22 protein-coding genes are annotated in these 26024 nt (G+C 64.5%); 8 read left to right on the forward strand and 14 right to left on the reverse strand.

Translation table 11 applies throughout. The annotated features are described in order from the left end of the window. Window positions 1–6 precede the first annotated feature (6 nt). From Q0316_RS05685 to Q0316_RS05695, 3 genes are all read left to right on the forward strand, one after another. Window positions 7–411 carry a group III truncated hemoglobin gene (locus tag Q0316_RS05685; RefSeq protein ID WP_298670573.1) on the forward strand — a complete coding sequence of 135 codons (405 nt, stop codon included), beginning with the start codon at window positions 7–9 and terminating at the stop codon, window positions 409–411. 44 nt (window positions 412–455) lie between these two features. After that, window positions 456–1055, forward strand: coding sequence for a DUF1971 domain-containing protein (locus Q0316_RS19700; RefSeq protein WP_367179638.1), 600 nt, complete (start codon window positions 456–458; stop codon window positions 1053–1055). Between the two features lie 128 nt (window positions 1056–1183). Then, a complete protein-coding gene (locus tag Q0316_RS05695) occupies window positions 1184–1873 on the forward strand; it encodes a ferritin-like domain-containing protein (RefSeq protein ID WP_298670574.1) in 690 nt (229 codons plus the stop codon). A gap of 49 nt (window positions 1874–1922) precedes the next feature. Here Q0316_RS05695 and Q0316_RS05700 read toward each other — a convergent pair whose 3' ends face one another. Beyond that, complete coding sequence (locus tag Q0316_RS05700) at window positions 1923–4238, reverse strand: TonB-dependent receptor (RefSeq protein WP_298670575.1); 2316 nt, start codon at window positions 4236–4238, stop codon at window positions 1923–1925. Window positions 4239–4627: 389 nt separating this feature from the next. Here Q0316_RS05700 and Q0316_RS05705 point away from each other — a divergent pair, with 389 nt between their 5' ends. From Q0316_RS05705 to Q0316_RS05715, 3 genes are all read left to right on the forward strand, one after another. Further along, window positions 4628–7462 carry a M14 family zinc carboxypeptidase gene (locus tag Q0316_RS05705; RefSeq protein ID WP_298670576.1) on the forward strand — a complete coding sequence of 945 codons (2835 nt, stop codon included), beginning with the start codon at window positions 4628–4630 and terminating at the stop codon, window positions 7460–7462. A gap of 61 nt (window positions 7463–7523) precedes the next feature. Beyond that, window positions 7524–8870 (forward strand): amidohydrolase family protein, encoded by a 1347-nt coding sequence (locus Q0316_RS05710; RefSeq protein ID WP_298670577.1) that lies wholly within the window; start codon window positions 7524–7526, stop codon window positions 8868–8870. Between the two features lie 565 nt (window positions 8871–9435). Then, window positions 9436–12327, forward strand: coding sequence for a TonB-dependent receptor (locus Q0316_RS05715; RefSeq protein WP_298670578.1), 2892 nt, complete (start codon window positions 9436–9438; stop codon window positions 12325–12327). Window positions 12328–12421: 94 nt separating this feature from the next. On the opposite strand, the gene Q0316_RS05720 is transcribed toward Q0316_RS05715, so the two are convergent. The 13 genes from Q0316_RS05720 to Q0316_RS05780 form a co-directional block, all read right to left on the reverse strand. Continuing rightward, window positions 12422–12784: a nuclear transport factor 2 family protein gene (locus tag Q0316_RS05720; protein ID WP_298670579.1), complete on the reverse strand. Its 363-nt coding sequence runs from the start codon at window positions 12782–12784 to the stop codon at window positions 12422–12424. 31 nt (window positions 12785–12815) lie between these two features. Next, window positions 12816–13586, reverse strand: a complete 771-nt coding sequence (locus Q0316_RS05725; protein ID WP_298670580.1) for an HpcH/HpaI aldolase/citrate lyase family protein — start codon at window positions 13584–13586, stop codon at window positions 12816–12818. Continuing rightward, window positions 13583–14389 carry a 2-oxo-hept-4-ene-1,7-dioate hydratase gene (hpaH, locus tag Q0316_RS05730; protein ID WP_298670581.1) on the reverse strand — a complete coding sequence of 269 codons (807 nt, stop codon included), beginning with the start codon at window positions 14387–14389 and terminating at the stop codon, window positions 13583–13585. Before hpaH ends, Q0316_RS05725 begins: the two co-directional genes overlap by 4 nt. Beyond that, entirely contained in the window at window positions 14386–14778 is a 393-nt protein-coding gene (locus Q0316_RS05735) for a 5-carboxymethyl-2-hydroxymuconate Delta-isomerase (protein ID WP_298670582.1), read from the reverse strand. The genes hpaH and Q0316_RS05735 overlap by 4 nt, the downstream gene beginning before the upstream one ends. After that, window positions 14778–15596, reverse strand: coding sequence for an extradiol ring-cleavage dioxygenase (locus Q0316_RS05740; protein WP_298670583.1), 819 nt, complete (start codon window positions 15594–15596; stop codon window positions 14778–14780). The genes Q0316_RS05735 and Q0316_RS05740 overlap by 1 nt, the downstream gene beginning before the upstream one ends. After that, window positions 15593–15916 carry an aromatic ring-opening dioxygenase subunit LigA gene (locus tag Q0316_RS05745; protein WP_298670584.1) on the reverse strand — a complete coding sequence of 108 codons (324 nt, stop codon included), beginning with the start codon at window positions 15914–15916 and terminating at the stop codon, window positions 15593–15595. Before Q0316_RS05745 ends, Q0316_RS05740 begins: the two co-directional genes overlap by 4 nt. Beyond that, complete coding sequence (locus Q0316_RS05750) at window positions 15913–16668, reverse strand: fumarylacetoacetate hydrolase family protein (protein ID WP_298670585.1); 756 nt, start codon at window positions 16666–16668, stop codon at window positions 15913–15915. The genes Q0316_RS05745 and Q0316_RS05750 overlap by 4 nt, the downstream gene beginning before the upstream one ends. After that, the gene (locus Q0316_RS05755) at window positions 16668–17297 is read right to left on the reverse strand and encodes a fumarylacetoacetate hydrolase family protein (RefSeq protein WP_298670586.1); all 630 of its coding nucleotides are present in this window, start codon (window positions 17295–17297) and stop codon (window positions 16668–16670) included. The genes Q0316_RS05750 and Q0316_RS05755 overlap by 1 nt, the downstream gene beginning before the upstream one ends. Continuing rightward, complete coding sequence (gene hpaE, locus Q0316_RS05760; RefSeq protein ID WP_298670587.1) at window positions 17294–18820, reverse strand: 5-carboxymethyl-2-hydroxymuconate semialdehyde dehydrogenase; 1527 nt, start codon at window positions 18818–18820, stop codon at window positions 17294–17296. Before hpaE ends, Q0316_RS05755 begins: the two co-directional genes overlap by 4 nt. Further along, on the reverse strand, window positions 18817–20010 hold the full coding sequence (locus Q0316_RS05765) for an MFS transporter (protein ID WP_298670588.1): 1194 nt from the start codon (window positions 20008–20010) through the stop codon (window positions 18817–18819). Before Q0316_RS05765 ends, hpaE begins: the two co-directional genes overlap by 4 nt. 12 nt (window positions 20011–20022) lie before the next feature. Then, window positions 20023–21141 (reverse strand): class II histone deacetylase, encoded by a 1119-nt coding sequence (locus Q0316_RS05770; protein WP_298670589.1) that lies wholly within the window; start codon window positions 21139–21141, stop codon window positions 20023–20025. A gap of 14 nt (window positions 21142–21155) precedes the next feature. Beyond that, on the reverse strand, window positions 21156–22562 hold the full coding sequence (locus Q0316_RS05775; protein WP_298670590.1) for an aldehyde dehydrogenase family protein: 1407 nt from the start codon (window positions 22560–22562) through the stop codon (window positions 21156–21158). A gap of 85 nt (window positions 22563–22647) precedes the next feature. Then, on the reverse strand, window positions 22648–23232 hold the full coding sequence (locus Q0316_RS05780; RefSeq protein ID WP_298670591.1) for a cupin domain-containing protein: 585 nt from the start codon (window positions 23230–23232) through the stop codon (window positions 22648–22650). Window positions 23233–23501: 269 nt separating this feature from the next. Between Q0316_RS05780 and Q0316_RS05785 the strand changes: the two genes are divergently transcribed. Both Q0316_RS05785 and Q0316_RS05790 read left to right on the forward strand, forming a co-directional pair. After that, the gene (locus Q0316_RS05785; RefSeq protein WP_298670592.1) at window positions 23502–25481 is read left to right on the forward strand and encodes a primary-amine oxidase; all 1980 of its coding nucleotides are present in this window, start codon (window positions 23502–23504) and stop codon (window positions 25479–25481) included. A gap of 82 nt (window positions 25482–25563) precedes the next feature. Continuing rightward, the gene (locus Q0316_RS05790; RefSeq protein WP_298670593.1) at window positions 25564–25914 is read left to right on the forward strand and encodes a c-type cytochrome; all 351 of its coding nucleotides are present in this window, start codon (window positions 25564–25566) and stop codon (window positions 25912–25914) included. Window positions 25915–26024: the final 110 nt, after the last annotated feature.

Here is a 26024-nt window from a genome sequence, read left to right on the forward strand (position 1 = left end):
CGAGTCGTGAACAAGGCCGCACAAATCGAAGAAGCCGCGCTGGAGCGGCTTATTCCAGCTTTCTACGCTCGGGTTCGTGACGATGCCGAGCTTGGGCCGGTGTTCAACGATGCGATCGCCGACTGGCCCGAGCATCTCGACAAGCTCGTCGCCTTCTGGTCGTCCGTGATGCTGACCAGCGGGCGCTACAAGGGCAATCCGATGTTCGCGCATCTCAAGCACAAGCTGCGTATCACCCCGGCGCTGTTCGATCGCTGGCTCGCGCTGTGGAAGGAGACGACGGACGAGATGATGTCGCCCGATGCCGCCGCAGCACTTCAGGCCAAGGCGGGGCGAATTTCGGAAAGCCTGCAACTCGCGCTGTTCTTTCGCCTCGATCCGGCGTCCGCGCCTGGCCGCGCCGTCGCCTGATCCTCGAAAAAGGGGGGCGGCTTTCTGTCCGAAGGTGGGATAAGATGAAGATCAATCCACAATCCCTGCCCGCGATGCGGGGCGAGAATAACGAGGCGGCGAACGAATTCCGCCGTGCGCTCAAATGGATCGCGGCGGCGGCGATCGCGATGGCGGGCGGCTCGCTATGGTATCTCTCGCTGTCCGGCCCGCTCACCGTGCACATGATCGTCTTCACGACGGTCGGCGTTCTGTTCTCCGTCGTCCTAGGCTGCGGCCTTTTCGCGGCGGCGTTTTTCAGCGCGAACAGCGGCTACGATCAGACCGTAACCGACGCCACCCGCGTCAAGAAGGCGGCGGCCAATCCGGTGGCGCTGCCCGACGGGCTCGAATCCTATCGCAGCACGGACAGCTTCACCGAAGCGACGGTGCCGGCGGCATTGCTCGCCGATCACAATACCAAGGCGGGAAGCTGGGGGCTGATCCGCGTGTCCGAAGGGCAGTTGCGTTATTGCGTCACCGATCCGCGCCGCGAAGCGCTGGAGACGATCCTCACCCGTGAAACCGCCCCCGGCATCGTCGAGCCGACGATCCTGCATCATGTGGAGCCGATCGGCGCGGTGCGTTTCCAGGTGGAGTTCTGGCGCGCGCCGATCCTTCATTGAGGCACGCGGGCGGATTTGATATGATAGCACACGTCCCGGCCCTTGCGCCCGTTTGACGATCGCGCTCGCTGATACCGGCGCTGAGACGGCTTCGTTGTTCGCGCGACTACGGGAGCTTGCACGGTTTCATGAAAACCTGGTTCCGCCGGCGCTATCTCGATCTGCTCGGGTCGATCTATATCTATAACGAGCATCGCGGTTATCGCTCGATCGACCGCGTGCTGGAGGCGGTGCGGCGGCGCGCACCGGGCGATCATGCGCTGATCGCCGCGATCGAGAAGCATCGCGCGGACGAACGCAAACATTATGTGATGTTCCGCCGCTGGTTCGAGTTGCGCGGGGAGATGCCCTATCACATTGATCGCACCTGCGGGCATATTGATCGCTTCGTGGAGATCATGTTCCGCTCGACGATCGACGATCTGGATACCGATCAGATCGTCGCGCGCGACGAATTGTTCGAGCGGCTGTGCCGGGTAATCACGCTGACCGAGCAACGCGGCTATCGCCAGGTGGAAATCCTGCTGCGCCATCCGCTGGTGCGCGGCGATCCGGTGCTGATGCGGATCTTCGCGATCATCGAGCGCGATGAACCGAGCCATTGGGCGCCCTACGAGGGCTGGCTGCGCGCGCATGGCAAACGCGATCCGAACTGGTGGGAACATGCGATTGACAGCTTCATCCATTCGGAATTGCTGTTCCTGAAGCTGCCGCTGCTGTTCCTTCATCCCCGGCTGCGGCGGCGGACGGAATGGGCCGATGCGCAGGATCCGGCGGAGAGACTGGCCTCGCCATTCTCGCTGACCCCCGCGCACTGACGAATATCGCCGCCCGGCTCGCGACAGGCCGGGCGGCGATATGCGCGCGTCAGAAGGATTTGCGCAGATTGAGGCCGATCGTGCGCGGGCGGGCCGAGGTAACGCTGGTCAGCCCCACGCCGATCGCGCTCGATGATGCACGGGTGATCGCGGTCGCGTCGAACAGGTTGTTGACGAAGATATAGGCGCCCCAGTCGTTCTGGCGCTCGATCCCGATCCGCGCGTTCACCAGCTCATAGCCGTCGATGTAGCGCGTATAGGGATAGGCCGGGCGGAAATCGGAATAATAGCCGGCGGAATGGCTGAAGTCCGCACGGATCATCCCGTCGAAGTGATCGGTCACCGCCCAGTTATATTGCGCGCTGCCGCCGACCGTGAACTTCGGCACATAAGGGATGCGATCGCCCGCCAGCCCGGCGCTCGACAGCGGATTGTTCTGATCGGCGGTGCTCCTCGGCACGTCCGCGGTCAGCTTCGCGGACATGTACGTCGCGTTGGCGTTGATGTTCAGCCCCTGCACCGGCTGGAGCGATCCTTCGAACTCGATGCCCTGCACCCGCGCGGCGGCGGCATTGCCGATATAGGAGAACGCCCCGTTGGGCGTGCGCTGCGTGATCTGCATGTTCGACCAGTCGATGCGGAATACATCGAGGTTGAGGATCAGCGCGCGGCCCAGCCACGCGGTCTTGAAGCCAGCCTCATAATTCCACAGCGAATCCGAGCGATATGGCGTCAGCGACGTGGCGAGGCCGAGCACCTGATTGACGCCGCCGGGGCGGAAGCCCTGCGCCGCCTCTGCGTAGAACATGATATCCGGCGTGATCTTGTACGACACGTTCGCCTTCATCACGGTGCCGTCCTCGGTCGAGGAGAGCGCGGTCGGCGGCGTGATCCGCGCGCCGACGAGGATCGAGGGCACGTCGGTATGGCCGACCACGTCCTTGTCATACTTGAAGTAGCGGATGCCGCCGGTGACGTTCAGCTTCGAGGTGATATCCACCGACAATTCGCCGAACGCGGCAAGCTGCTTCAGCTCGTCATGGATGAAGCGGATCGTGTCGATCTGGCTCGGGATGACATAGCCGTTCAGCGCATTGGCGTTGAGCTGCGGGTTGGCGACATCGGTGTTGCGCTTCGAATAGAAGCCGCCCACCGTCCAGTTGATCGGCCCGTGCGAGGAGGAGCTGAGCCGCAGTTCCGCCGTCAGCGCGTCCAGATCCTGTTGCGGATAGAGCGAGCTGGTCGACTGGCCCGCGGCGAACGCCTGATATTGCGCGAACGAGGTGATCGGCGTGCCGAACTGGTCGGCGCAACTGGTGGCGCACAGGCGATTGTAGGTCGCGAGATTGTTCATCCCCTGGATGAAGCGCGAGGTGTCGCTCTGGCTCACCAGATGGCGATCCATGTACGAAACCACGCCCGTCGCGGTGACGCCGCCGAAATCATAGGTGCTCGTCAGGCTGTAGAGCGCCACCTTGTCGCGCACGATCTGGCGGGTGCGCGAATCGGTCTTGTAGCGGCCGCTCTCCAAGAGCCAGCTTGGCGTGTCGGTGGCGGAATTGTTGTAATAGACCGCCGCGTCGATCGTCCATGGCGCGACCGGCTGGATGCGCAGCATGGCGCGCCCGCCGTAGCTTTCCTCCGCGTTGATGTCGTTCACGCGCAGCCAGGTGTTGTCGATATAGCCCGAGTTGCGCTTGTAGAAGCCGACCGCGCGGAACGCGACCTTCTGGTCGACCAGCGGGACGTTTATCATCCCGTTCATTTCCTGATTGGCGCCGCCGTGTTTGGTGGCGGACATGGTGCCGTCGAAATCCGCGCCCAGCTCATAGCTCGGCTTCTTGTAGATGATGCGCAGTGTGCCGCCCATCGAGCCGGAGCCGTAGAGCGTGCCCTGCGGCCCGCGCAGCGCCTCCACGCGGTCAACGTCGAACAGGCGCAGTTCGGGGGTGGAGCCGCCGGCGTCGTTGCTGGCGCCCACCGTGCCGGTGACCGGGGTTTCGTCATAATAGACGCCGACGGTCGGTTCGCCGGTCGCCTGGATGCCGCGAATGACGACGCGGCGGTTGGAGGGGCCGCCATCGACGAAGTTGAGGCTCGGCACCTGGCTGTGCAGATCGGCGATGTTCTGCACGCCGGCATTGGCGATCGTCTGCGCCGACACCGCCGAAATGGCGATCGGGGTTTCCTGCAGCCGCGTGCCGCGCTTCAGCGCGGTGACGATGATATCGGCCTCGCTGCTTGCGGATGCGTCGCTATTCGATGCGACATTCTGGGCGAGAACCGGCGCGGCAACGCCGCACAGCGCGGTCGCGGCAAGCAAGGCGCGGCCAGCCATCCGCCGCAGATGCAAATTGTCGATCATTGAACCCCCTCTTGCTCGCCATCCGCCTTCCCTCAGGCGCGATGGCGACTGCGCCGGCCTGGCGCTCGTTTACCCGGTCGGGTCAGGTCGCAGCCCGGTTCCCATATCCCGATTGGGCAGGATATCCGCGCGCGTCAACCAAAGTGTGCCGTCAGGCGCGATTTTCCGATCCGTGCTTGCGCGAGAAGGGTTGATATCGCACCATTAGTACGTGAACGGATTATTCGCGCGCCATAGGGGCGGTTCGGATCGGCCCGTTCACGCGCAAAAATAGCAGGGTCTGTGCGGGCGATCGCCCATTTTTCAGACAGGCGAGCATAGGGAATCGGGCGGCGCAGGTCGCGGCGACCGGGCGAAGCCTGTCATGCACGTTTCAAGGGAGGGCATTGATGAAGCGAATTCTAAAAGGGGCGCCTGTCGTCACCGCGGCGATGTTGCTCGCCAGCGCGGGCATCGCGCAGCAGCAGGGCGCCGATCCGGATTTCGCGAAATCAGTGAAGGAGTGGACGACGCGGCCGGAATTTTCCACGCCGCTGGTCGATCATCTGCCGCTTTCGTCCACGATCCCTTCGCCCAAGCAGGTGTTCGGCCAGCATATCGGCGCGCCCAACGTGCTGCACAGCCAGCCGGAGATCACCGGCTATTTCCGCAAGCTCGCCGCCGCCGCGCCCGATCGCGTGCGGATCATCGAGATCGGCAAGACCAACGAGGGCCGCGACAATATCGTCGTGATGATTTCCGATGCGGAGAATATCGCCAGGCTCGATCAGTATAAGGCGAATCTCGGCAAGCTCGCCGATCCGCGCCACATCAGCGCCGACGATGCGAAGCGCATCATCGCCGAGACCAAGCCGATCTATCACCTCACCGCCGGGCTGCACTCCGCCGAAACCGGGCCGCCCGAAATGGTGATGGAACTGGCCTATCGCCTGTTGACCGAGGATACGCCGCTCATCCGGCAGATCGGCAAGAATCTCGTCGTCGCGATCAGCCCGGTGCTGGAGGCGGACGGTCGCGATCGTTATCGCGACTGGTATTACCGCCATCTGATCGACGAGAAGGACGATCTCAACAAGCCCGCCGGCCCGCCCTATTGGGGCAAGTACATTTATCACGACAATAATCGCGACATCAATTTTTCCGATGTCAGCGCGCGGGCGATGATGAAATATTATCTGGAATGGCACCCGCCGATCATGCACGAACTGCATGAATCGGTGCCGTTCCTCTACACCTATAGCGGGCAGGCGCCGCAGAACCCCGATCTCGATCCGATCCTTTATGGCGAGCTGCCGTTCTTCTCGAATTTCGAGATGTCGCAGCTCACCAAATACGGGCTGCCGGGCGTGTGGACGCATGGCTTCGTCGATGCCTGGTCGCCGGGCTATGTCGGCTTCATGGCGTCGAACCACAACGGCATGTTGCGCATGTACGAAACGTTCGGCAACGGCGGCGCAACCACGATGCTGCGCCATGTCGATACCGGCGAAGGCGGCCCCGGCGTGCGCGGCGGCAACCAGACCGAGCGAGATTGGTTCCGGCCATCCCCTGCCTATAAGGAGGTGGAATGGTCGATGCGCAACAACACCAATTATATGCAGACGGGCGTGCTCACCGCGCTGCAACTCGCCTCGACCTTCCCGAACATCATCCTCGAAAACTTCTATAAGAAAAGCCTGAACGGGGTGGAGGCGGGGGCCGCCAAGGCGCCCTATGCCTTTATCATCCCGGCGAACCAGAGCGATCCGACGCGGGTGAAGTTCGTGGCGGACGTGCTCCAGCTTCAGGGGATCGAGATCGGCAAGGCCAATGCCGCGATCAGGCTGGGGGACAAGAGCTATCCGGCGGGTTCGCTCGTCATCAAGCTCGACCAGCCCTATGGCCGGCTCGCCAAGACCCTGCTCAAGGTGCAGGATAATTACCCCAACGACGACATGACCACCTATGACGACGCGGCATGGACGATGGGGCTGATGACCCATACCAATATCGTCCAGATCGCCGACAAGGCGGTGCTCGACGTGGCGACGACCCCGCTCGATCGCTTCGTCGTTCCCGGCGCGATGGGCAATGCGGGCGCGGGCGGCTATGCGGTGCTCGATACCGGATCGGTCAACCTCGCGCAGCTTCGCTTCCGATTGAAGGACGTGGCGGTGAAGGTCGCGGAGAAGCCGTTCAAGGCGGGCGGGCGCGATGTGCCGGCGGGCTCGCTGCTGATCCCGGCGAGCGCGGGCGGCGAGTTGAAGCCGCTGATCGAGGAACTGGGGCTGACGGCGATCGCGGCGCCCGCGAATCCCGGCGTGCCGACGCACGACATGCCGGTGCCGCGCGTCGCGCTGTTCAGCACCTGGGGCTCGACGCAGAGCGTCGGCTGGGTGCGCTATGCGTTCGATCAGTACAAGACGCCTTATGATCTGATCTTCAAGGAACAGGTTCGCGCGGGCGGTCTGCGCGCGAAATATGATGTCATCATCCTCCCCGATCAGGGGCGCGCGCCAAGGGACATCGTGTTCGACCTGCCGATGAAGGGCAAGCCGCTGTCCTATACCGAGTCCAGCGATCAGCCGACGCTCGGCAAATACGGTTCGTCGCCGGATATTCGTGGCGGCATGGGGCTGGCCGGGCTTGAGGAATTGCGCAAGTTCGTCGAGGCGGGTGGCGTTCTCATCACCACCGGCAAGGCAAGCGGCGTCCCCGCCAGCTTCGGGCTGGTGAACGACGTATCGGCCAGCGACGTAAGCAAGAACTTCTACGCGCCCGGCCCGATCGTGAAGGCGAACCTGCTCCAGCCCGCCAGCCCGATCTTCTATGGCTATACCGAAAAGACGATGCCGGTGCGCTGGGCGACCAACGTGCTGCTCAACATGCCGAAGACGGCGCGGCAATATGTGCTGATGCAATTCCCCGGCGGCAAGAAATCCGTGATGAGCGGCTTCATGAAAAGCGCCGAGGAGGTGAAGGATCGTCCCGCTGTAATCAACATGCCGGCGGGTGCTGGGCGCGTGGTGATGTTCGCGACCAATCCGATCTGGCGCTGGCAGAATCTCGGCGAATTCCGGATGCTCTACAACGCGATGCTCAACTGGCAGGCACTCGGCGGGCCGAACAATCTCGCGCCGGTCAAGCCTGATGAGGGCGCGTCGCTGAACAAGGCGCCGCGCGTCGATGATGGTTCGAAGCCGACCGGGCTTGTCGGCTCGGAAGATACCGGGACGCCGAACTGAGCGATCGGCCCCGCCCGCCGCGGCGGGGCCATGACCTATCCGAATAAGGGGGAGGAAAAGAATGAAGGCCAATTGGATCGCGCTGGCGGGGGCCGCCGTGCTGCTGGGGGTGTCCGGCACGGCGATGGCGCAGGCGGATAGCGTGCTTGCGCCCAAGGCGGAACAGGCGGCGGATCGCTGGACGATCATTCACGCCGGCACCCTGATGACGGAGGCCGGCAAGCCGCTGGCGCGCGATGCCAGCATCATCGTGAAGAACGGCGTGATCGACGCGGTGCGACCCGGATTCGTCGGCGCGGAGGCGATCGGTGGCGGTGTCGCGCCGGGCAGCGTGGCGATCGTGGAACTGCGCGACAAGTTCGTCATGGCCGGGCTGATCGACGCGCATGTTCATATCGGCTTCGGCAATTGGAGCGCGGCGCTCCAGAATGCGCGCGAGAAGGTGTTCGGCGGCGCCACCACGGTGCGCGATGCGGGTAGCCTGCCCGAGGTGATCTTCCCGCTGCGCGATGCGATCAACAAGGGGCTGGCTGTCGGCCCGCGCATCCTCGCATCGGGCGCGCCGCTCACCACCACCGGGGGGCATGGCGATTTCCGCAACGGCAACTTCCAGGCCTCGCTCGCGCCGCCCGCCTTTTCCAGCGGCGTGTGCGATGGTGTCGGCGAATGCGAAAAGATCACGCGCCGGCAGATCCAGCTTGGCGCCGATCAGATCAAGATCATCGACACAGCCGGCGTGGTGGATGACAGCTATACCGGCCTCGATCAGCAATTCACCGATGCCGAATTGCACGCGATCGTCGATGCATCGCATCTGATGAAGCGCAAGGTGATGGCGCACGCGATCGGCGCGGACGGCATCAAGGCGGCGGTGCGCGCGGGCGTCGATTCGGTCGAGCATGGCAATTACCTCGACGATGAAGGCGCGAAACTGATGAAGGAGCGCGGCACCTATCTCGTCCCGACGCTCGAAGCGCCGACCGACGTGCTGCGCCGGGTCGAGCATCCCAAGCCCGGCGATCGCCCGATCAGCGACAATACGCGCCGCAAGGTGCTCGGTATGCCCGAGGCGCAGCCCGGCGGCATCGGGCGGCAGGTGAAGGTCGCGCTGCGCAACGGCGTGAAGATCGCGGTCGGCACCGATTTCGGCGGCACGCCCGGCGACGAGATGGTGCTGCTCGTGCGGCAGGGCGGGATGACGCCGCTCGCGGCGTTGCGCGCGGTGACGCTCACCAACGCCGAATTGCTCGGCATCTCCACCACCACCGGGACGATCGAGCCGGGCAAATCGGCCGATATCGTCGCGTTCGACGGCAATCCGATCGACGAGATCGAAGCCGCCACCCGCGTGGTGTACGTCATGTCGCAGGGGCATCAGTTCAAGGCGCCGGGATATCGGCTTCCCTGACGCGCCGAGTTGACGGGCGCGGCGGCGGCATCCCCGCGTCGCCGCGCCGGTTGGCGGCGCGCGCCCTATGATCGGGCGGCGCGCCTTTGCGTCGGCGACTCGTTGCGCGTCGCGGCGCAAGCAAAATCGTTGGCAAGCGGCGAATTGCTTAGAAATTGAACGAACTGTGCGCGGTTGAGCGCAAGTATTCGACAGAATCTGTTTTCCCAGCGGCTGTTAAAGCCCGATTATGCCATCGGCTCTCGTAGTCATTGCTCCCGATGTTGCGCGGATGACACGTAGTCGTTGCGAATTTCGCCGCGCACGGTTCGCGGCATTGACCAGGCGGCATTTGCAGGCGGATAGGACGCGACGCCAAAGTTCTGGAAGGATTCGTGAAATGATGGGTAACACCCTCTTTTCCGGGCGCCATCCGTGTGTGCGTCCCATGTTGCTTGCCGGTATCGCGGTCAGCGCGATACTTTCATCCCAAACCGTATTTGCTCAAACAAACCAGCCGGCGGGCGCCCCGCAAACGGCGAACGCCGCCCCGCCGCCGACCGATAGCACCACGCAAAACGATGTGGTGGTAACCGCGTCGCGCATTTCCCAGTCGGCGATCACGGCGCAGCCGGCGGAATCGCTCAGCGCGATCGAGATCACCAAGCGCGGCTATACCAATCTTGGTTCGGCGTTGCAGGAATTGCCGGTGTTCAGCGTTCCCGCGAACAGCCCGGTTGGCAGCCAGGGTACGTTTGGTGCGGGGCAAACCTTCGTCAACATGTACAATCTCGGGCCGCAGCGCACGCTCACGCTCGTCAACGGCAATCGTTTCGTGACGACGGCGAGTTCCTCGCTTTTCGGCGTGGTGGCGGGCAGCCCGGTCGATTTCGCCACGCTGCCGACCAATCTTGTCGAGCGGATCGAAACGGTTTCGGTGGGCGGCGCGCCGATTTACGGCTCCGATGCGATTGCCGGCACCGTCAACGTCATCCTCAAGAAGAATTATGACGGGCTGGAACTGAATGGCCAGAACGGCATATCGCAAAAGGGCGATGGCGGTGATTACAATGTCTCGCTTCTGGCGGGCAAGAATTTCTCGGAAGGGCGCGGCAACATCACGTTGAGCGTTCAATATGACAAGCAGAACGGCATCCCCACGTCCGATCGCTTCTTCACCAGTGCTGACGGGCCGTTCTATACGACCGCGCCGCCGAAGCTCGCCTATCGCCAGCAGCTTTATTACGGCGGGCAGCGTTACAACGTCTTCACCAATACTGGTATGCCGCTGGTGGGTGATGATGTGCCGATCTATGCCGGGCAGGCTATTGCCTCGGTAACCGATGCGCAGGGGCGCCCGCTGGTGTTTGGCGGCGATGGGCGGCTGAGGCCGTTCGTCAACGGGGCGCTGACCGGAAACGGGCTGATCCAGGCCGGGGGCGATGGCTTCCGCATCCGCGATTACGATAATTTCCTTACCGACAGCAATCGCTTGTCGGTGACGGCGCTGTTCCATTACGATTTCACCGATCACGTCCGCTTTTCGGGAGAGGCGTGGTATGGCCGCACGGTCGCGACCAATTTGCGCGCCCAGCCGTTCTACAACACCGCCTTGTTCGCGAACGCCGGAGAGACGAACGGCAACCTCATCATGAGCACGGCGAATCCGTATCTCAGCGCCGCCGATCGCACCACGATCATCAACAGTCTTGTCGCGAATGGCGCCGATCCAAGCACCTTCTATCTGGCGCGCGCCAATACCGATCTTTCGACCGGCAGCTTCAGGACGGAATCGAATCTGTATCGCTTCGTCGGCGGGTTCGATGGCGATTTCAATCTCGGCGATCGCAATTTCACCTGGGAAGTGAAGGCGAATTACGGCCAATCCAATTCAAAGACCACCGCGCGCGAAGTCGTCACCCAGAATTTCTATAACGCGCTCAATGCGACGACTGATGCGAGCGGCAATATCATCTGCACGCCCGGCTATACGAACGCGGCGATCCCGACGCTCAGTTCCACCTGCGCGCCGCTGGATGTCTTTGGCGTCAATCAGGCGAGCAAGGCGGCGCTGAATTACATCACCGCGATCGCCACGCCGCGCCAGGTGAACAAGCAGTTCGACTTTATCGCCGACATCAAGGGCTCGATCGTAAAATTGCCCGCCGGTGACGTGAAATTCGTGCTGGGTTACGAGCATCGTTACGAATCGACCAATTTCAAGCCCGGCGCATTTTACTTCGGGCATGACAATGGCGATGGCACGCGGAGCCAATATGGCAATATCATACCGATAGATCCCGTGGCCGGCTCATATTATACCAATGAAGGTTTCGGCGAGCTGAACATTCCGCTGGTATCGCCATCAATGAACGTGCCGCTGATCTACAGCATGGAGCTGCAAGGTGCCGCGCGCTACGTCAAGAACAGCATGACTGGCGGATTCTGGTCCTACACCGGCGGCGGAAAATATTCGCCCGTCAACGGGCTTACGTTGCGTGGCAATTATACCAGATCGTTCCGCGCGCCGGCGATCACGGAATTGTTCGCGCCGACCGGGCAGGTGTTCAGCCTCGCCAATGATCCGTGCGATCAGCGTTATATCACCGGCGGCCCCGATCCCAGCCGCCGCGCCGCCAATTGCGCCGCCGCCGGAATCCCCGCGGGCTTTACATCAAATGTCGTGAACTACACCGCCAAGGGCCTGAGCGGCGGAAACCCCGCGCTGCAAAATGAGATCGGCAACAGCTGGACGGCGGGCGGCGTTTTCCAGCCGACGTTCATTCCCGGCCTGCGGCTGTCGGCGGATTATGTCCATATTGATATCAAGAACGAGATCGCGTCCCTGTCGCTGACCGACGTGATGGACGCCTGCTACGATTCGACCAATTATCCCAACAGCCCGTATTGCAGCACGTTCGTCCGCAATGCGGCGGGGCAGGTGACCTCATTTGCAACGAGCAGCTACAATATCGGTATCGAGCGTTTCAAAGGCATCCAGTCTTCGCTGAGTTATCGGCTGCCGCTCGAACGGCTCGGCATGTCTCCCAATGCGGGCGCGATTTCGCTCGGCGTGAACTATCTCCACACGATCCAGCATTATTACAAGGTCGGCAGCGGGGATATACAATATACCGTTGGCACGATCGCGGAGCCTAAGGATAATTTCACCGCCAATCTGAATTATGATAACGGCGGCTTCAACTTCATGTGGCAGACGATTTATAACGGCCCTGCCCGCGTGGACGTGAATGTGCCTTCGACCACCTATCAATATCCGCGCTTCGGCAGCTATGTGACGTTCAATAGCTCGATCGGATATGATTTCACGAACAAGTTCAACGTGCGATTCATCGTGAACAACGTCGCCAACAGATCGGTTCCGTTCCCCTATAGGCTGGGCGATACCGGACAGGCACGTTTCTACGATGCGATCATGGGCCGATATTTCCGCGTGAATTTCGGTTTCAAATTCTGACGTTTATCAGTTGATCGCAGCGGGCGCCTCGAATGTTCGGGGCGCCCGTTGATCCGCCGGCGATATTGCCGCGCACGTCCCCCGCGCAGCAGGATCAGAGCGTCGTGAAGCTCTTGCTGGTGATCCGCCAGCCGCTTTCATCCTCGATCAGGTGAAAGCGATCGAGAAATTCGAAACGCCCGGCGAAATTGAACGAATGGACCGCCCCGGCGGCGACCCGCCCGTTGACCGTCAGTTCGATCACATTCGCCGAAAAGTCGGTGTGGTCGATGCCCGCCGCCGCGATCCCGGCCACATCGTCGAGAAACGGCGCCGGCCCACCGACCAGCAATTTGCCGTCGAGATCGCCCGCCATCACGGCCTGCGGATGAAAGCAGCGCGTGAGCAGATCGCGATCGAGCCTTTTGCAGCCCTCGGCATAAGCATCGAGCACGTCGCGCGGGGTGGAGAAGCTCATGGGGTTTCCTTCTCAGATGGAGGGGCGGCGCTCATCGTGAAGTGCCGAGGGAAAGAACCTGGGCGCGCAGCGCCTCGCTGCCGCGCGCGAGCAGCCCGACATCGGTGCCGATCGACACGAAGCATAGCCCTGCGCCCAGCCGGGCGGCGGCGTCTTCGGCATCGAGCGCGAAGATGCCGGCGGCCTTGCCCGTCCGTGCGATGCGCGCGATCGCGTCACTGATCGCCGCCTGCACCGCCGGATGGCGCGGCGCGCCGAGATGGCCGAGCGCCGCCGAAAGATCGCCCGGCCCGATGAAGATCGCGTCCACCCCGTCCACCGCCGCGATTTCCTCGATCGCATCCAGCCCGGCGCGGCTTTCGATCTGCACGATCAGGCAATGCTCCTCGTGCGTGCGCATCAGATAATCGCTTTGCCGCCCGAAGCCGGAGGCGCGGCTGGTGGCGCTCGCCACGCCGCGGATGCCGTGCGGCGGGAAGCGCATCGCGGAAACCGCGAGCCGCGCCTGATCTGCGCTTTCCACCATCGGGATCATCAGCGTGCGAAAGCCGATATCGAGATATTGCTTGATGATCGCCGGATCGCACAGCGGCGGGCGCACGATCGGCTCGATCGGATAAGGCGCCACCGCCTGCAATTGCGCAAGCAGTGTGGGCAAAGTGTTCGGCGCGTGTTCGGCATCGAACAGCAGCCAGTCATAGCCCGCACCGGCGCAGATTTCGGCGGTATAGGCGTTGGCGAGCGCCTGCCACAGCCCGAGTTGCGGGCGACCGGCGGCGATGGCGTGTTTGAAGCGGTTCATGCGAAGCCCAATGCAATCGCGCCGAGCGCGCCGTAATCGACGTGGAAATGATCCCCCGCGCGCGCGGGGATCGGCGCGGTGAAGCTGCCGCCGAGCACGATCTCGCCCGCTTCCAGCCGCTGGCCGTACGGCGCGAGCTTGTTCGCCAGCCAGGCGACGCCGCGCGCGGGATGATTGAGCACCGCCGCCGCCACGCCCGATTCCTCGATCACGCCGTTGCGATACATCAGCGCCGAAACCCAGCGCAGGTCGATCGCCTCGGGCCGCACCGGGCGACCGCCCAGCACGATCCCGGCGTTGGCGGCATTGTCGGCGATCGTATCGAATACCTTGCGGGTCACGCCGCTGGCGCGATCGGTGCGCTCGATCCGCGCGTCGATGATCTCGATCGCGGGGGTCACCCAGGCGGTGGCCTCCAGCGCGTCGAACAAGGTGCAATCCGGCCCTTCGAGCGGCGATTTCAGGATGAAGGCCAGTTCCACCTCCACGCGCGGCTCGATGAAGCGGTCGATCGGGATATCGCGCCCCTCCTCGAACCGCATGTCATCGAGCAGCGCGCCATAATCCGGCTCCTCCACGTTCGACGAACGCTGCATCGCGCGGCTGGTGAGGCCGATCTTGTGCCCGATCAGCGAGCGCCCGCGCGCCAGCTTCGTCTCAACCCATGCGCGCTGGATCGCATAGCCGTCCGCGATCGTCATGTCCGGCCACGCGAGCGAGAATTGCCCGATCTGTTCGCGCGCGCGCTCGGCGGCATCGAGCCGCGCGGCGCAATCGGCGATCACGTCCGCCGGTAGGGTCATGGCGCGCTCCGGAAACGGCGATGGATGTTATTGTGCTTGAAGCTGCCCGCCTCATCGGCTTCCTCGACATAGAGCGACAGCGCGAGATAGCGGCGCTCGAACAGATCGGCGAAATGCGCCTTCACCTGATCGAACAGCCGCGTGAAGAACGCCTGCTTGAACTCTGCCGGGCGACCGGCTCCCATCTTCACCGTGATGTTCACGAAAGCGTCATCCTCCTTGCCGTCGGCGATCACATAGTCGCTGAGCCTGATCGCGCGGACGCGGATGCCGCCCCATGGGAACACGCCGTCGGCATCGCGCATCGCGGCGGCGATCAGTTCGAGCAGCGCGCGAATGTCGGTCTCGCCCGCCAGATTGTCGGTCCATTCGACGATCGCATGGGCCATCACGCGATCTCCATCACGCCGATCGTGCAGCCGACCGCGAAGATCGGGATCGAGCGATAATGCCAGATCTCGCCCTTGCCGCGCGCGGCGGCGGCGCAGGCGATGAGCGTGCGGATCTCGAACCCGCCCTGTCCGGCATCGGCATAGGTTTCCGCGTCGGTATAAGCGGTCAGCGCGGCGCGGTCGTTGCGCGCCCAGCGATCGAGGAAATCGCGATCCCATGCCTCGTTCACCGTCCCGCTATCGGGCGTGCACGGCCAGTGCGAGATGCCGCCGGTGCAGATCAGCGCGATCCGCTCGGGCAGCGCGTCGGCGGCGCGGCGCAATGCCTCGCCGAACGCCCATGCGCGGGCAAGCGGGGTGAGCGGTGGCCCCTGGCAATTGATGTTCGCCGGAATGATCGTGAAGCGGTTGCCGGGATCGAGGAAGTGCAGCGGCACCATGATGCCGTGATCGAAGCGCCATTCCTCGGCGAAGGCGACATCGCTCGTCTGCATCACCTGCGTGATGAGCCGGAGCGACAGTTCCGGATCGCCGCGGATCGTGCGCGGCGGGATGGCGAGCCACGCGGGATCCTCGATCGGCCCGTCATAGCTCTCCGCCATGCCGATCGCATAAGCGGGCATGTTGTTCATGAAGAAATTGGCGAAATGCTCCGCCGCGACGACGATCACCGCATCGGGGCGCGTGGCCTCCAGCGCGATGCGCAGCCGATCGAACGCGGCATGGAATTGCGCGCGCATATCCGGATCGGCGCGCTCGGCGCGCCCGGTGATGCCCGGCGCGTGGCTGCATATTCCGGCGAAGACCAGGCTCATCCGGCGATCCTTTCGTGGGGCGCGCTGTGCATCGCGTAAATGCCCGCGCGGACCGGGCCGTGCTCGACGATCCCCCGGCGCATCCGATCGAGATAGTCGGACCATTCGATGCCGACGAGCGCGGCGAAATGCATCAGCAACTGGCCGTTGACGCCCAGCACATAGAGCAGCCCGATATCGTGCGCGAGCACCGCGCCGCGCTCCTCGCCGGTCAGCCGGAACGGCTCGATCGCGGCGGCGGGATCGGCGCTGAACCGCGCCTGCAATTCCGGCTCGCGATTGAGCGCGAACATCAGCTTGGAAAGCGTATAGAGGCTCATCGCGCCGCCGCCTCGACATGGTTGACGAGCGCGCCGACCCCTTCGATCTCGCACACCACCCGCTCGCCGGGGGAAACGAAGTGCAGCCCTTGCGGCGTGCCCGTCAGGATCATGTCGCCGGGCAGCAGCGTCATGGTTTCGGAGAGATATTCGATCAGCCCCGCGACATCGAGCACCATATCGCGCGTCGAGCCGGACTGGACGATCCTGCCGTCAACGCTGGTGGTGATCGCCAGCGCCTGCGGATCGGGAATATCGGCGGCATCGACGATCCACGGGCCGAGCGGGGTGGTCGCGTCGCGGTTCTTCACCCGCAGATTGGGGCGATAGTAATTCTCCAGATATTCGCGGATCGCGTAATCGCAGGCCACGGTATAGCCCGCGACGTGTTCGAGTGCGCGCGCACGCGGGATGCGCTTGCCGGGGCGACCGATCACCGCGACCAGCTCGCATTCCGGGTGCATCTGATCGGCATCCGCCGGGCGCGGCGTGATGCCCTGATGCCCGACCAACGTGTTCGGCCCCTTGAGGAAGACGAGCGGCGGCTCCTTCGCCTTGAAGCCGAGTTCCGCATTGTGATCGGCATAGTTCAGCCCGAGCGCGAAGATCGTGGCGCCCGGCGTTACCGGCGGCAGCCAGTGCGCGCCGCTTGCCGCGATCCGCGCGCCACTTGGCAACAGCAGCGTTTCGCCGTCGGTGGAAACCTCCGCCCACAGATCGCGGCCCTGGTGGAAGATACGCGCGCGGCGCATCAGCCTTGCCCTCCCAATGTAACCGAGACGGGCGACAGCCCCGCCATGCTCGCCTCGATCCGTTGCCCGGCGCGCGCGCGCGGCGCGTCATGCGGCAATCCGATCATCAGCATATCCCCGGCGGCAAGCGTCATGAACGCGCTTGCCTCCGCGATCAGGCCCGCCGCATCGCGCACCGCGCGCGCCGGGGACCAGCGATGCGCCTCCGCGCCCGCGATCCGTGTTACGATATCGCCGGCGAGCAGCCCGGCATGGAACGCCCCGATCGGGCCGACGGGCAGGAATCCGTCGCGACACCGCTGGCGCACCGTCGGTCGATAATAGCTCGCGACCGGCTCCGACAGGTCGAGCACCAGCGCCGCCGCCGCGACATGATCGAGCGCGCGTTCCGGCGATACGCGCGCGGCATCGCGGCCCATCACCAGCCCGATCGTCGCCGCCACGCTCACCTCCGCGAGGCCGTCCAGCGCGACCATGCCGCCTCCCGGCACGATGCAGTTGCGCGGCTTGATATAAAGCACCGGCGCGACAGGCGGCGCGCGATACGGCGGCTGCGCGAACGCATCGGCCAGCAACGCGCGCTCGGCCCTGTCGTTGAGCACCACGCCAAAAACGGCCCCCGCGATCACACGCCCATCCTGCTGATCTTGTGCGATCCATGCGCCAGCGCGACGTTCTTCGTCTCCATGTAGAAATCGAAGCTCCAGTCGCCGCCGTCGCGCCCGATCCCGCTGGCCTTCACGCCCCCGAACGGGGTCGGCAGATGGCGGACGTTCTCGCTGTTGATCCACACCATCCCGGCCTCCAGTGCGTTGGAGACGCGCAAGGCGCGACCGATATCCGATGTCCACAGATAGGCCGCCAGCCCATAGCGCACGTCATTGGCGATGCGGATCGCGTCCGCCTCGTCATCGAACGGGATCGCGGTGAGGACCGGGCCGAAAATCTCCTCCTGGGCGATCCGCATCGCGCCGTGCGCATCGGCGATCAGCGTCGGGCGGAAGAAATGCCCCGGCCCGTCGATCGCCGCGCCGCCGGCGGCGATCCGCGCACCTTCCGCCTCGGCCACGCCCATATAGGATCGCACCTTGTCACGATGATGCGGATGGATCAGCGGGCCGACCTCGGTGGCGGGATCGAACGGATCGCCGACCTTCAGCGCCTTCGCGCGCGCCGCCACCTGTTCGACGAAGCGGTCGTAGATCGAGCGTTGCACCAGCAGGCGCGACGAGGAGGTGCAGCGCTGGCCGTTGAGCGAATAGATCATGAAGATCGCCGCATCGAGCGCGCGTTCCAGATCGGCATCGTCGAACACGATCACCGGATTCTTGCCGCCCAGTTCGAAATGCACGCGCTTCAGCGTTTCGGCACCCTGTCGCATGATCGCGGTGCCGGTGCTGGTATCGCCGACAAAGGCGATCGCCTTGATATCGGGATGTTCGGTCAGCCGCCTGCCGGTCGTCTCGCCGAGGCCGTTGACCGAATTGAACACGCCCGCCGGCAGCTCTGCCTCGTTCGCGATCTCCACCAGCAGCCGCGCGGAATAGGGGGACCATTCGGCGGGCTTGTGGACAACGGTGCAGCCGGCGGCGAGCGCGGGGGCGATCTTCCACGTCGAAAGCATGAACGGCGTGTTCCACGGGGTGATTACCCCGACGGGGCCGATCGGCTGGCGTGTCGTGAAATTGAGATGTTCAGGCGAAGGCAGCGCCTTGCCGTCGCGTGCGGCGGGCGCCTGATCGGCGAAGAAGCGGAAATTCTCCGCGCCGCGCACCGCCGCCTTCGCCATGAAGCGCCAGCATTGCCCCGCGTCGAGGCATTCTACCGCCGCGATTTCCTCCGCGCGCGCCTCGATCAGATCGGCGACGCGGTGGAGCAATTCCTTGCGCCGCTCGCCCGGCAGGGCGGCCCATGCGGGGAAGGCGCGTTTCGCCGCGGCGACCGCTTTGTCCAGTTCCTCGCGCGTCGCATCGCGGACGCGGCCCAGCGTCTCGCCGGTCGCCGGCTCCAGCACGTCATGCGCGTCGCCCGCGCTTTCCATCGCCGCACCGCCGATATGGTGGCCGAGTTCGGCGCCGAAGCCGCGAACGATCTCCAGCGCGCGGGCGCGGCGGGTGGCGGGCGTGGTTTGCGTGGTCATCGTATCGGTCACCTTGTGCGGGCGCGGCCTGAGACCACGCCCGTTTCGATCAGTAGAAGAAGCGCGAAGGACGCCGCGATCATCGTCGCGCAGAAGATCAGCATCACCGGCGCGCCCGCGCCGCCCAATATCCGCCCGGTGATGACCGGCCCGATCGATGTGCCGAACCCGATCACCATGTTGACCCACGCCATGATGCCGCCGCTCGTATCGCGGCTGGCGATCGCGGCGAGGATGAAGGGCAGGGTAAAGGTCCAGGAGAATTTGAACGCATAGGCGGCGCCCGCGAAGGCGGTCATGTTCAGCCGCCCGAGCAGCATCAGCACCGCGCCGAGCAGCAGCGCATAGCCGGCGAAAAGCGCGTAGGTGCGGGTCGCCCGCCCGCCGAGAAAGGTGGCGAGCAGGGCGCCGGCGATGCCGAGCAGCGAGGCGATCGCGATCGTATCGGCCACCGGCAGCGGCTTCAGCCCGGCGCGTTCGGCGATGACGGACATGAACGCCCAGCTTCCCCCCAGCCCGATATAGAAAGCGAACACCGCGATCATCGCCACCGCGGAAAGCAGCAGGCCGCCGGTCGATGCGCCGCGTGGCTCTCGTGGCGCGGGGTCGATCGTCGGCGCGTCGAAGCGAAAGGCGAGCGGGAGCGCGGCGGCCATCATCGCCGCCAGCAGAATGTAGAAAGCGTTGAGCCCGAAGCTCGCGAACAGGCGCGGCAGTAGCGACAGGCCGAGCGCGCCGAGCACGAGTTGCCCCGCGATCCACCAGCCGAACAGCCGGTCGCGGTTGGCGGCGGCGCCGGCGGCGTTGAGGCACAGCAGCATCAGCGCGCCGCCCGCCATCGCCGTCACCAGCCGCGTGAGATAGAGCAGTTCGATCCCCGGAACGATGGTCGACATGAGGTTGCCGGCGATGAATGTCACCGCCGCGACGGGCGCGATCTGGCGCGAGTTGAACCGTCGCATCCACCATAAGGCGGGCAGCGAGGCGAGGCTGATCCCGCCCAGTTCGAACAGGAAATAATTGCCGACATTGGCCGCCGTCAGCCCGCGTTCGGCGATAAGCTGGGTGGTGAGGATCGGCGCGACGAGCAGCGCCAGCGGCACGATCGCGCTGAAGATGACGATCCGCGCCACCTTGCCCCAGGCTTCGGGCGCGGGCGCGTCGGGGGCGGAAGCCAGCACTGATCCGATCGTGGTCGACATGAACCGCTCTCCCTATGCCTGTGCCGCGAAGCCCAGCGCTTCGGCCTGCTCGGCGAGCAGCCGGCGCTGGAGCGCGCGCATCGCGTCACCGGGCTGTTGCGCGCGGACGAAATCGAGGACCGGATCGGCCACGGCGGAACGCTCGCCGGTCAGTTCCTCGATCAGCGCATGGGCGCAGAACGGGGCATAGACCTCGGAATAGCCGCCCTCATGGATCGCGACGAGCCGCCCGCCGCACAATTCGTCCGCCAATGCCCTGGCCTGCGCCATCATCCAGCGGAACGTCTCGCTGTGCGCCAGCATCCGCGCGAGCGGATCGAGCGCGTTGGCATCCACGCCACTTGCGATCACGATCAGTTCGGGGCGGTAACGGCGCAGCGCCGGTGCTGCGACCAGATCGAGCGCGTCGCGATACGCCTGATCGCCGCCGCCCGGCAGCAGCGGGATATTGAGATTATATCCCTCGCCCCGCCCTTCGCCGCGTTCGGATGCGGCGCCGGAATTGATCGGATAGCAATTGTCCTGATGGATCGAGATCGTCAGCACGTCGGGCCGATCGCGGAAGATCGCCTCGGTCCCGTTGCCGTGATGCACATCCCAATCGAGGATCGCGACGCGCGACAGGCCGTGCCGCGCGATCGCCGCTTCCACCGCCACCGCGCCATTGGCGAGCAGGCAGAAGCCATAGCCCCGATCGGGCAGGCAATGATGCCCTGGCGGGCGGGTGAGCGCATAAGCGTTGTCGAGCGCCCCGCTCAACACCGCGTCGACCGCGTCGATCGCCAGCCCGGCGGAGAGCCGCGCGATATCATAGCCGCCGGGGCCGAAGCTGCCGTCCTGCCCCACGCTGCCGCCGCCATTGGCGCTCATTTGCGCGAAGCTTTCGAGATAGTCGCGCGGATGCACCCGGCGCAGCGCCTCCTCCGATGCCGGATCGGCGCTCCGCCGGTCGAGCCGGGCCATCATGCCCGATACGTCGAGCAGCGAGACGATGCGCCGCTTCGGATCGGGCGCCTCGGCCATGAAATTGCCGTTCGACGGCTGCACCCAGCCGCCCGCCGGGAGATTGCCGGTGTGGATCGCGCCGAAATGCCACAAGGTGCGTTCGTCGTGGAAAAAGCCTGTCGTCATCGCGTGCGCACCGATCAATCGTTGACGATCTGGATCGTGGTGAATTCCTCCAGCCCCTGCCGGCCGAAGGAGGTGCCGATCCCCGAATGCTTCACCCCGCCGAACGGCACGTCGGGCTGGATCGCGCCGTGCTTGTTGATCCAGGCGGTGCCGCATTCGAGCCGCGCCGCCACCGCCTTCGCCCGCGCGCGATCCGATGACCACACCGATCCGCCCAGCCCGTTTTCGGAAGCATTGGCGCGCGCGATCGCGTCTTCGACATCGCTGTAGCGGATGATCGGCAGCGCGGTGCCGAATTGCTCCTCATCGACCAGCCGCATCCCCTCGCGCGCATCGGCGACGAGCGTGACGGGATAGAAATAGCCCGCGCCGCCCGATGGCGCGCCGCCGGTCAGCACGCGCGCGCCCGCCGCGCGCGCCTCATCGACGAAGCGCGCCACCTTGGCGAACTGCGCCTCGTTCTGGAGCGGGCCGAGCAGATTGTCCTCGCCCGCGCCATCGCCGAGCGGCACCGATGCGGCATAGTCCACCAGCGCGTCGCACACCGCATCATAGATATCGTCATGGACATAGAGCCGCTTGAGCGCGGCGCAGGTCTGCCCGCTGTTGATGAAGGCGCCCCAGAACAGCCCTTCCGCGATCGCCGCCGGATCGGCATCGGGCAGCACGATCCCCGCATCGTTGCCGCCCAGTTCCAGCGTCAGCCGTTTGAGCGTCGCGCTGGCGCTTTCCATCACCTTGCGCCCGGTCGCGCTCGATCCGGTGAAAGCGATCTTGGCGATGCCGGGGTGCGCGGTCATCAGCGGCCCGAGCGTGTCGTCGCCCGTCACCACATTGAGCACCCCCGGCGGCAGCACCGCGCCGGCGATCTCGATCATGCGCAAGGTGCTGAGCGGGGTGAGCGGGGATGGCTTGAGCACCACCGTATTGCCCGCGCGGATCGCGGGCACGAAATGCCACACCGCGATCATCAGCGGCCAGTTCCACGGCGTGATTGATCCCACCACCCCGATCGGGCGGCGGTGAAGCTCGATCCGCCCGGCGGCATTGTCCTGGATCACCTCGGGCGCCAGCGCGAGCGAGGCGGTGTAGCGCGTCCAGCCGATCGCCCCCTGCACCTCGAAACGCGATCCGGTGCCGTTGAGCGGCTTGCCCTGTTCGGCGGTGAGCAATTGCGCCAGTTCTTCGGCGTGGCGCTCGATCGCGTCGGCGATGCGCGACACGGCGGCGGCGCGATCCGCATCCGGGGTGGCGCTCCAGCCCGCAAAGGCGCGGGCAGCGGCGGCGACGGCGGCGTCCAGTGTGGCCGCATCGGCAAGCGGGGCGTGGCCCAGGATCGCGCTATTGGCCGGATTGCGCACCGGGAAATGGCGCGTTCCCGCGATCGTCGTGCCGTCGATAAAGTGGCCGAATTCGGTCATCGCGCGCCTCTGCGATATGCTGGTTTCGGAAATTGATCGTGCGAAGCCTCGCCCGCCCCTGCTGGCCGGGGGCGGGCGGGGGCGGTTACTTCTTGTCCACCGCGAGATTGAAATCCCCCGCCGCGCGGATGCGGGCGATGATCTTGGGATCCTTCAATTCCTGCTCGCTGTAGTTCATCTTGAAATCGGCCTGATCCTCATAGCCGCCCGGCTCATAGATCAGCAGGTTCTTCATCGATTTCCCGCCGACGACGCGCACGCTGTGCACCGTATTGGGCGGAATGAAGATCGCCTCGCCGGCGTGGAGCACATGGGTTTCGCCCTCGACCGTCCATTCCACTTCGCCGCCCAGCACGTAGAAGGCTTCCGAATGGTGGCGATGATAATGCGGGGGCACGCGGAAATCGGCGTTCCAGTCCGACGTGATGACATTGTAGCGGCCCTCGCTCACATTATTGGGCACGACCACTTCGACATTCTTCACGCCGTCTTCCTCGAAGGTGCGGCGTTTTCCGTTCAGCGAGAAATAATAGCCGTGCGGCCTGCCGGGGTTGGTGGTCGCGCGCGGTTCGTCCCGCTGCGCCCAGCCCGATTCGGCGGCGATTCCCGCCACGCCTAGCGCCAGTATCGCGGCTGCGCCCAGCCTTGCGCCCACGCTGTTCAGCAACATCGTTCCCTCTCCCGCTCTTTTGCCGCAAAAAAGTTTGACGACAAATCGAATGATTCGCAAGCGGGCATTATTGGCTCGTGCATTTTCTGGCGCGCTCGGCTGCCGGCGATGCCCGAGGAAACCGCCGAATTTCTCTAGTGGATCGGCGAATGGCCGATGCATTCGGCTATGGCGGATGCAAGGTTCGGGCTTGCGCGAAAGCTCAAGCGATAATAGTTTTGAATCAATCTATATTGCCGGGCCGGAGCCGTGCGATGCGGGAGAGATTGATGACTGAGCCAATGCCCAATCCCCTGGTGCCTCGCCACCCGCTCGATCCGCTCGACGCGGACGAGATCGCGATCGCCTGTGCCGCGGTAAGCGCGCGGAGCGGCGCCGCGGCGCAATTGCGCTTCGTCAATGTCGAGATGGATGAGCCGCACAAGGATCGGGTGATGGCGTGGCGTGCCGGCCAGCCGGTCCCGCGCGCGGCCTTTGTCGTCGCGCTCCGCCGGGATACGGGCGCGGCGTTCGAGGCGCGGGTCGATCTGGCGAGCGGCACGGTGACCGAATGGCGCGCGCTCGCGCAGGACAAGTCGCCGTTCGGCCAGCCGGCGGTGATGGTGGAGGAATTCCAGGCGGTCGAACGCGCGGTGAAGAAGGATCCGGCGTGGCGCGCGGCGGTGGCGCGGCGCGGGCTGAGCGAGGCGGAGATTGATCTGGTTCAGGTCGATCCCTTCTCCGCCGGTCACTTCGGTTATGTGGAGGAGGCCGGGCGGCGCTGCGTCCGCGCGGTCTGTTATTATCGCGAGTCGCTCAAGGACAATGGCTATGCCCATCCGATCGAGGGGCTGGTGGCGGTGGTCGATCTCAATCGCGAGGAGATCGTCACGCTGGTCGACGAGCCGGAACTGGTGCCGATCCCGAAGAAGAAGCGCAATTACGAGGCGAAGGATCTGCCGCCGCCGCGCACCGATCTGAAGCCGCTCCATATCGTTCAGCCCGAGGGGCCGAGCTTCACCGTCGACGGGTGGAAGGTCGAATGGCAGAAATGGTCGTTTCGCGTCGGCTTCACCCCGCGCGAGGGGCTGGTGATCCACCAGCTCGGCTATGAGGATGGCGGGCGGGTGCGCCCGATCATCTATCGCGCGAGCGTGACGGAAATGGTCGTGCCTTATGCCGATCCCACCGCGAACCATTATTGGAAAAGCGCGTTCGACGCGGGCGAATATGGCCTTGGGCGGCTCGCCAATGCGCTGGAACTGGGCTGCGACTGCCTCGGCCATATCCATTATTTCGATGTGCCGGCGGCGGACGATCTCGGGCGCCCGATGGTGATGAAGAACGCCATCTGTATGCACGAGGAGGATTACGGCATCCTCTGGAAGCACAATGAATTCCGCACCGGGGTTCATGAAACGCGGCGCTCGCGGCGGCTGGTCATCAGCTTCTTCGCGACGGTCGGCAATTATGATTACGGCTTCTACTGGTATCTCTATCAGGATGGGACGATCCAGTTGGAGGCGAAGCTCACCGGGATCATCCAGACGGCGGCGGTGGCGCCCGGCCAGCCCTATCCATGGGGCGGGATGGTCGATGAGGGGCTGGGCGGGCCGACGCACCAGCATTTCTTCAACGTGCGGCTGCACATGATGGTCGACGGGGATGAGGGGAACAGCGTCTCCGAGCATGAATTTCATCCGCGGCCCTGGGGGCGCGACAATCCGCATGGCAATGTGTTCGATCTGGTCAGCCGCCCGCTGCTGCGCGAACTGGATGCCGCGCGCGAGGCGGATGGGCGCACCGGGCGCTATTGGAAAGTGTCCAATCCCAATCGCGTCAACTCTGTCGGGAACGCGCCGGGCTATAAGGTGATCGTGCAGCCAACCCCGGTCATGTTGGCGCAGCCGGGCAGCTATGTCCACGCGCGCGGCGGCTTCGCCAGCAAACACATCTGGGTCACGCCCTATGATCCGGCGGAACGCTATGCCAGCGGTGAATATCCCAACCAGCATCAGGGCGGGGATGGGCTACCGCGCTTCGTTGCGGCCAATCGCGGCATCGACAATGCCGATGTCGTGCTATGGCACAGTTTCGGTCACACGCACGTCTGCAAGCCGGAGGATTTTCCGGTGATGCCGGTGGAATATGCTGGTTTCATGCTGAAGCCGAACGGCTTCTTCGCGGCCAATGCCGGCATCGACGTGCCTGCCGATCGCGACGCCGCGAGCAAGCGTCATGGTGGGGATGGCGGTTGCTGCGCGGGCTGAGTCCGAGGCGAGCTTTGCGTCAACAAGATTGATATAAAACTATATCTGCAATGCGATTTGTGTGATTTGTTGGAGGCGTACCGTGCGTAAAGTGATGCTTTTTGGTGCTGTGCTGGCGTGCGCGCCGGGGGTGGCGTTGGCGCAATCCGATGCGGTGTTCGCGCCTTGCGCGGCCTGCCATTCCACCAAGGCGGGCGAAAATCGTGTTGGGCCGACTCTGCGCGGGATCGTCGGGCGACCAAAAGGCTCCGTCGCGGGATTTTCCTATTCCACTGCGATGAAAAGTCAAAAAGGCGTGTGGACAGAGGCGGCGCTCGATATGTTCATCGCCAACCCGCGGACGGCGGTGCCGGGAACGCGGATGATCTACGCCGGGATGGCGGACAAGGCGCAGCGCGGCAAGCTGGTCGCTTACCTGAAATCGCTGAAATAGCGCATGGATGCGAGCCGCGCGGCGGGGCGCTTACTCGTTTCGCAGACGGTTTGTCTTGATTCAAAATATAGATTGAGACAAAACTATTTTGTGATTATGATTCGAATGTG

It is taken from the genome of uncultured Sphingomonas sp. (assembly GCF_937871615.1).
In the GTDB taxonomy this organism is placed as follows: Bacteria; Pseudomonadota; Alphaproteobacteria; order Sphingomonadales; family Sphingomonadaceae; genus Sphingomonas.